We start from the raw sequence: 4164 nt of genomic DNA, 5'->3' as shown, positions 1-4164 counted from the left end.
TTTCGGCCTGTTCCGCATCGGGGCGATCCCGGTGCTCGCGCTGCCCTCCCACCGGGAGGCCGAGATCGGGTACCTGCTGACGACGCCGACCTGATCATCGACGGGCTGACCGGGATCGGCGGCTCGGGCGGCCTGCGCGAGCCGCACGCGAGCCTGGCCGCGCTGGCGTCCGGGGCGCCCGGCCTCGTCGTGGCGTGCGACGTCCCGAGCGGGGTGGACGCGAGCACCGGCCGCGTGGACGGCGCGGCCGTCCACGCCGACGTGACCGTGACGTTCGGTACCCACAAGCCCGGCCTGCTCGTCGACCCCGGCGCCTCGCACTGCGGCGTCGTCGAGCTCGTCGACATCGGCCTCGGCGGCGACCTGCCCGACCCGGACCTGGTCGCGCCGTGGCCCGAGGACGTCCGGCCCCCCGAGCCGGGGCCGGAGTCCGACAAGTACCGGCGCGGCGTGGTGGGCGTCCTCGCGGGCGGCGACGCGTTCACCGGCGCCGCGGTGCTGAGCGTCGGCGGCGCGGTGCGGGGCGGCGCGGGGATGGTCCGCTTCGCCTCCGTGGCGCATCCGGTGGAGCTGGTCCGGCGGCGCTGGCCCGAGGCGGTCGCGACCGTGATCGATCCGGACGCCGAGTCCGGGCCGGACGCGCTGGCCCGGGTCGGGCGGGTGCAGGCGTGGGTCGTCGGCCCCGGGCTCGGCACCGGCGGAGCCGCCGAGGCGCTGCTGGCGGCGGCGCTGGCCACCGACCTGCCGGTGCTGGTCGACGCCGACGGCCTCACCGTCCTCGCGCGCCGCAGCGACCTGCTGGCCCGCGCGGCGCCGACCGTGCTGACCCCGCACGCGGGCGAGCTGGCGCGGCTCCTCGGCACCGAGCGGGAGGCCGTCGAGGCGGGCCGGCTGGACCACGTCCGCCGGGCCGCGGCCGAGTTGCCTGCGACCGTCCTGCTCAAGGGATCGACGACGCTGGTGGCCGAGGCGGGCCGCCCGGTCCGGGTGAACCCGACCGGTACGCCCCGGCTGGCCACGGCGGGAACGGGCGACGTGCTGTCCGGGCTGATCGGCGCGCTGCTGGCCGGCGGGACGCCCGCCCTCGACGCGGCGGCGGGCGGCGCCTACCTGCACGGACTGGCCGCCCGGCTGGCCTCCGGCGGCGCGGCGCCGATCAGCGCCTCGGAGGTCGTCGACGCCCTCCCCGAGGCGTTCCGCGCCCTGTCCTGAGCGGCCCGCCGGAGGGGCGGCAGAGAGGCGGCAGAGAGGCGGCAGAGCGGCCGCGAAGGGGGGCCGGAGGGGTCTTGGCGGCGGGCGGAGGTGCGCTGATCTGGCGCGGAATGCCCCGGGCATCGCGTCCGGGACGGCACACTGGGTCATCATGAGGGTTCCAGTGGAGGCTCGCGTCGACCTCGACGCGATCGGCGGCAACATCGCCCGGCTGCGCGAGCACGCGCGGGGCGCCGAGATCATGGCCATGGTGAAGGCGGAGGCCTACGGCCACGGGCTGGTCGAGGCCGGCCGCGCCGCGCTCGCCGGCGGCGCCACCTGGCTCGGCGTCGCCCGGACGGCCGAGGCGCTGCGGCTGCGCGCCGCCGGCGTCACCGCCCGGATCCTGGTCTGCCTCGGCGTGCCCGGCGAGCCGTACACCGAAGCCGTCGCCCAGGACGTCGACCTGACGGTCGGTGCCGGGTGGACGCTGGCGGAGGCCGTCGCCGCCGCGGAACGTTCCGGGCGCCCGGCGCGGGTGCACCTCAAGGCCGACAGCGGCATGACCCGCGGCGGCGCCGCGCCGCAGGACTGGCCCGCCCTGGTCGAGGCGGCGCTGCGGGCGGAGGCCGCCGGGCACCTGCGCGTGGTCGGGCTCATGTCGCACTTCGCCTGCGCGGACGAGCCGGACCACCCGTCGGTGCCGGCCCAGCTCGCCCTGTTCACCGAGATGGTCGAGCACGCCGAGAAGGCCGGGGTGCGCCCCGAGGTCCGGCACCTGGCGAACTCGCCCGCGATCCTGACGCTGCCCGAGGCCCGCTTCGACCTCGTCCGGCCGGGCATCGCGATCTACGGGCTCACGCCGGTGCCCCGGCTCGGCACGTTCGGGCTGCGGCCCGCGATGACCCTGGTGGCGGACACGGCGCTGGTCAAGCGCGTCCCCGCGGGCAGCGGCGTCTCCTACGGGCACCTCTACCACACCGAGCGGGAGACCACCGTCGCCGTCGTCCCGGCCGGGTACGGGGACGGCGTCCCCCGGCACGGGTCGAACCTGCTGGAGGTCCTCGCGGGCGGGCGGCGCCACCGGATCGCCGGGCGGGTCTGCATGGACCAGTTCGTCATCGACGTCGGCGACGACCCGCTGTCGGCCGGGGACGAGGTCGTGCTGTTCGGCCCCGGCGACCAGGGCGAGCCGACCGCCCAGGAGTGGGCGGACGCGCTCGGCACCATCTCGTATGAGATCGTCACCCGCATCGGGGCCCGGGTACCGAGGGTGTACACGGGCGGGGCGCTGTAGGGGGCGCGCATGGACGTCACGAACAAGCGCACGGTGGGCCGCACGCTGGGGCGCACCGTGGGCATCGCCGGTGCCGTCGCGGGCGTCGGCGCCGCGGGGGTGGGCGCGGCCGTGGGGCTGCGCCGGCTCGCCGTCGGCAGGGTCGGGCTGCGGCCCGATCCGGACGCCGGCGAGCCGTTCGGCCGGCTGCGCGGCCGGGCCCGCACGGTCGAGGCCGCCGACGGGGTCCCGCTGCACGTCGAGGTGGACGGACCGGACGATGCGCCCGTGACGGTCGTGTTCTGCCACGGCTACACCCTGAACCAGGACTCCTGGCACTACCAGCGCCGTGACCTGCGGGAACGGGTGCGGATGGTGTTCTTCGACCAGCGCAGCCACGGCCGCTCGGGACGCAGCGCGCCGGACCGCGCGACGATCGAGCAGACCGGCGAGGACCTGCGCGCGGTGCTGGCGGAGACCGTCCGGCCGGGCGAGCGGGTCGTGCTCGCCGGGCACTCCATGGGCGGCATGTCGATCATGGCGCTGGCGGCGGGGCATCCCGCGCTGTTCACCGAGCGGGTGGCGGGCGTGGCGCTGGTGAACACCTCCTGCGGGGACCTCGCGGAGCTGACGCTCGGGCTGCCGCTGGTGCTGGCCAAGCTCGTCCGGCCGCTGGCCCCGCGGACGCTGCGCGGCCTCGGCCGCCGCGCCGAGCTGGTGGACCGGGCCCGCGGGCTGGGCGCCGACCTGGCGTTCGTCGTCACCCGGCGGATGGCGTTCGCCGACAAGCACGTCAGCCCCACGGTGGTGGGCTTCCTGGAGCAGATGATCACGGCCACCCCGATCGACGTGATCGCGGAGTTCTATCCGGAGCTGGTCGGGCATGACCGGGCCGCCGCGCTGGAGGTGATCGGCAAGGTGCCCGTGCTGGTGCTGGCCGGCGGCCGGGACCGGCTGACCCCCGCCGAGCACGGCCGGCGGATCGCCGCGGCGCTGCCGGACGCGGAGCTGGTGGAGGTGGCCGAGGCGGGTCACGTCCTGCCGCTGGAGTACCCGGGCGTGGTCACCGGCGGGCTGCGCCGCCTGGTCGACCGCGTCCTCCCCGACGACGAGCAGGAGCGGACGGCGTGAACCATCTCACTCTCACCGTGGCCACGGCGGAGGACATGCGGGAGCTGGGCGTCCGGCTGGCCGGGCGGCTGCGGCCGGGCGACCTGCTGGTGCTGTCCGGCGGCCTCGGCGCGGGCAAGACGACCCTGACCCAGGGGATCGGGGAGGGCCTGAAGGTGCGGGGCCCGGTGACCTCGCCGACGTTCGTCATCGCCCGGGTGCACCCGTCGCTGGCTGGCGGGCCGCCGCTGGTGCACGTGGACGCCTACCGGCTGGGCGGCTTCGCGGAGCTCGACGACCTCGACCTGGACGCCTCGGTCGGTGAGTCGGTGACGGTCGTGGAATGGGGAGAGGGGCTCGCCGAGGGCCTCGCCGACGACCGGCTCGAAGTGATCATCTCGCGTGGGGACGGGCCCGGCGAGGAGCGCGACGTGACGCTGACCGGGGTCGGTGATCGCTGGTCCGACCTGGGTTGGGAGCACGGGTGAGCGCGGCGGGTTGGCGGCTTCTTTGCCGGACCGGACGCCCGGGATTGATCAGCGGGGCGCGGGCCCGGACAGGACGGCGTTGAGACGCTCCTCGCGCAG

At 76.7% G+C, this 4164-nt stretch carries 4 protein-coding genes; all 4 read left to right on the top strand.

Annotation, left to right across the window (positions count from 1 at the left end; all coding sequences use genetic code 11):
* Positions 1-1212: NAD(P)H-hydrate dehydratase (locus E1291_RS39795; protein ID WP_131743173.1), on the top strand; the 1212-nt coding region annotated here is incomplete at its 5' end.
* Positions 1213-1363: 151 nt separating this feature from the next.
* Positions 1364-2488: an alanine racemase gene (gene alr, locus E1291_RS39790; RefSeq protein WP_131743172.1), complete on the top strand. Its 1125-nt coding sequence runs from the start codon at positions 1364-1366 to the stop codon at positions 2486-2488.
* A 9-nt stretch (positions 2489-2497) separates the two neighbouring features.
* Positions 2498-3598, top strand: a complete 1101-nt coding sequence (locus E1291_RS39785; RefSeq protein ID WP_131743171.1) for an alpha/beta fold hydrolase — start codon at positions 2498-2500, stop codon at positions 3596-3598.
* The gene (tsaE, locus tag E1291_RS39780) at positions 3595-4065 is read left to right on the top strand and encodes a tRNA (adenosine(37)-N6)-threonylcarbamoyltransferase complex ATPase subunit type 1 TsaE (protein WP_370771124.1); all 471 of its coding nucleotides are present in this window, start codon (positions 3595-3597) and stop codon (positions 4063-4065) included. Before E1291_RS39785 ends, tsaE begins: the two co-directional genes overlap by 4 nt.
* The last annotated feature ends 99 nt before the right edge of the window (positions 4066-4164 follow it).

The sequence above is a fragment of the Actinomadura roseirufa genome (assembly GCF_900659635.1).
GTDB classification, from domain to species: Bacteria; Actinomycetota; Actinomycetes; order Streptosporangiales; family Streptosporangiaceae; genus Spirillospora; species Spirillospora roseirufa.
This window is presented reverse-complemented; position numbering and strand designations above follow the sequence as displayed.

Coding starts and splice junctions, on each gene's coding strand:
- alr (WP_131743172.1), top strand. CDS start 1,364: ATGAGGGTTCCAGTGGAGGCTCGCGTCGACCTCGACGCGATCGGCGGC.
- E1291_RS39785 (WP_131743171.1), top strand. CDS start 2,498: ATGGACGTCACGAACAAGCGCACGGTGGGCCGCACGCTGGGGCGCACC.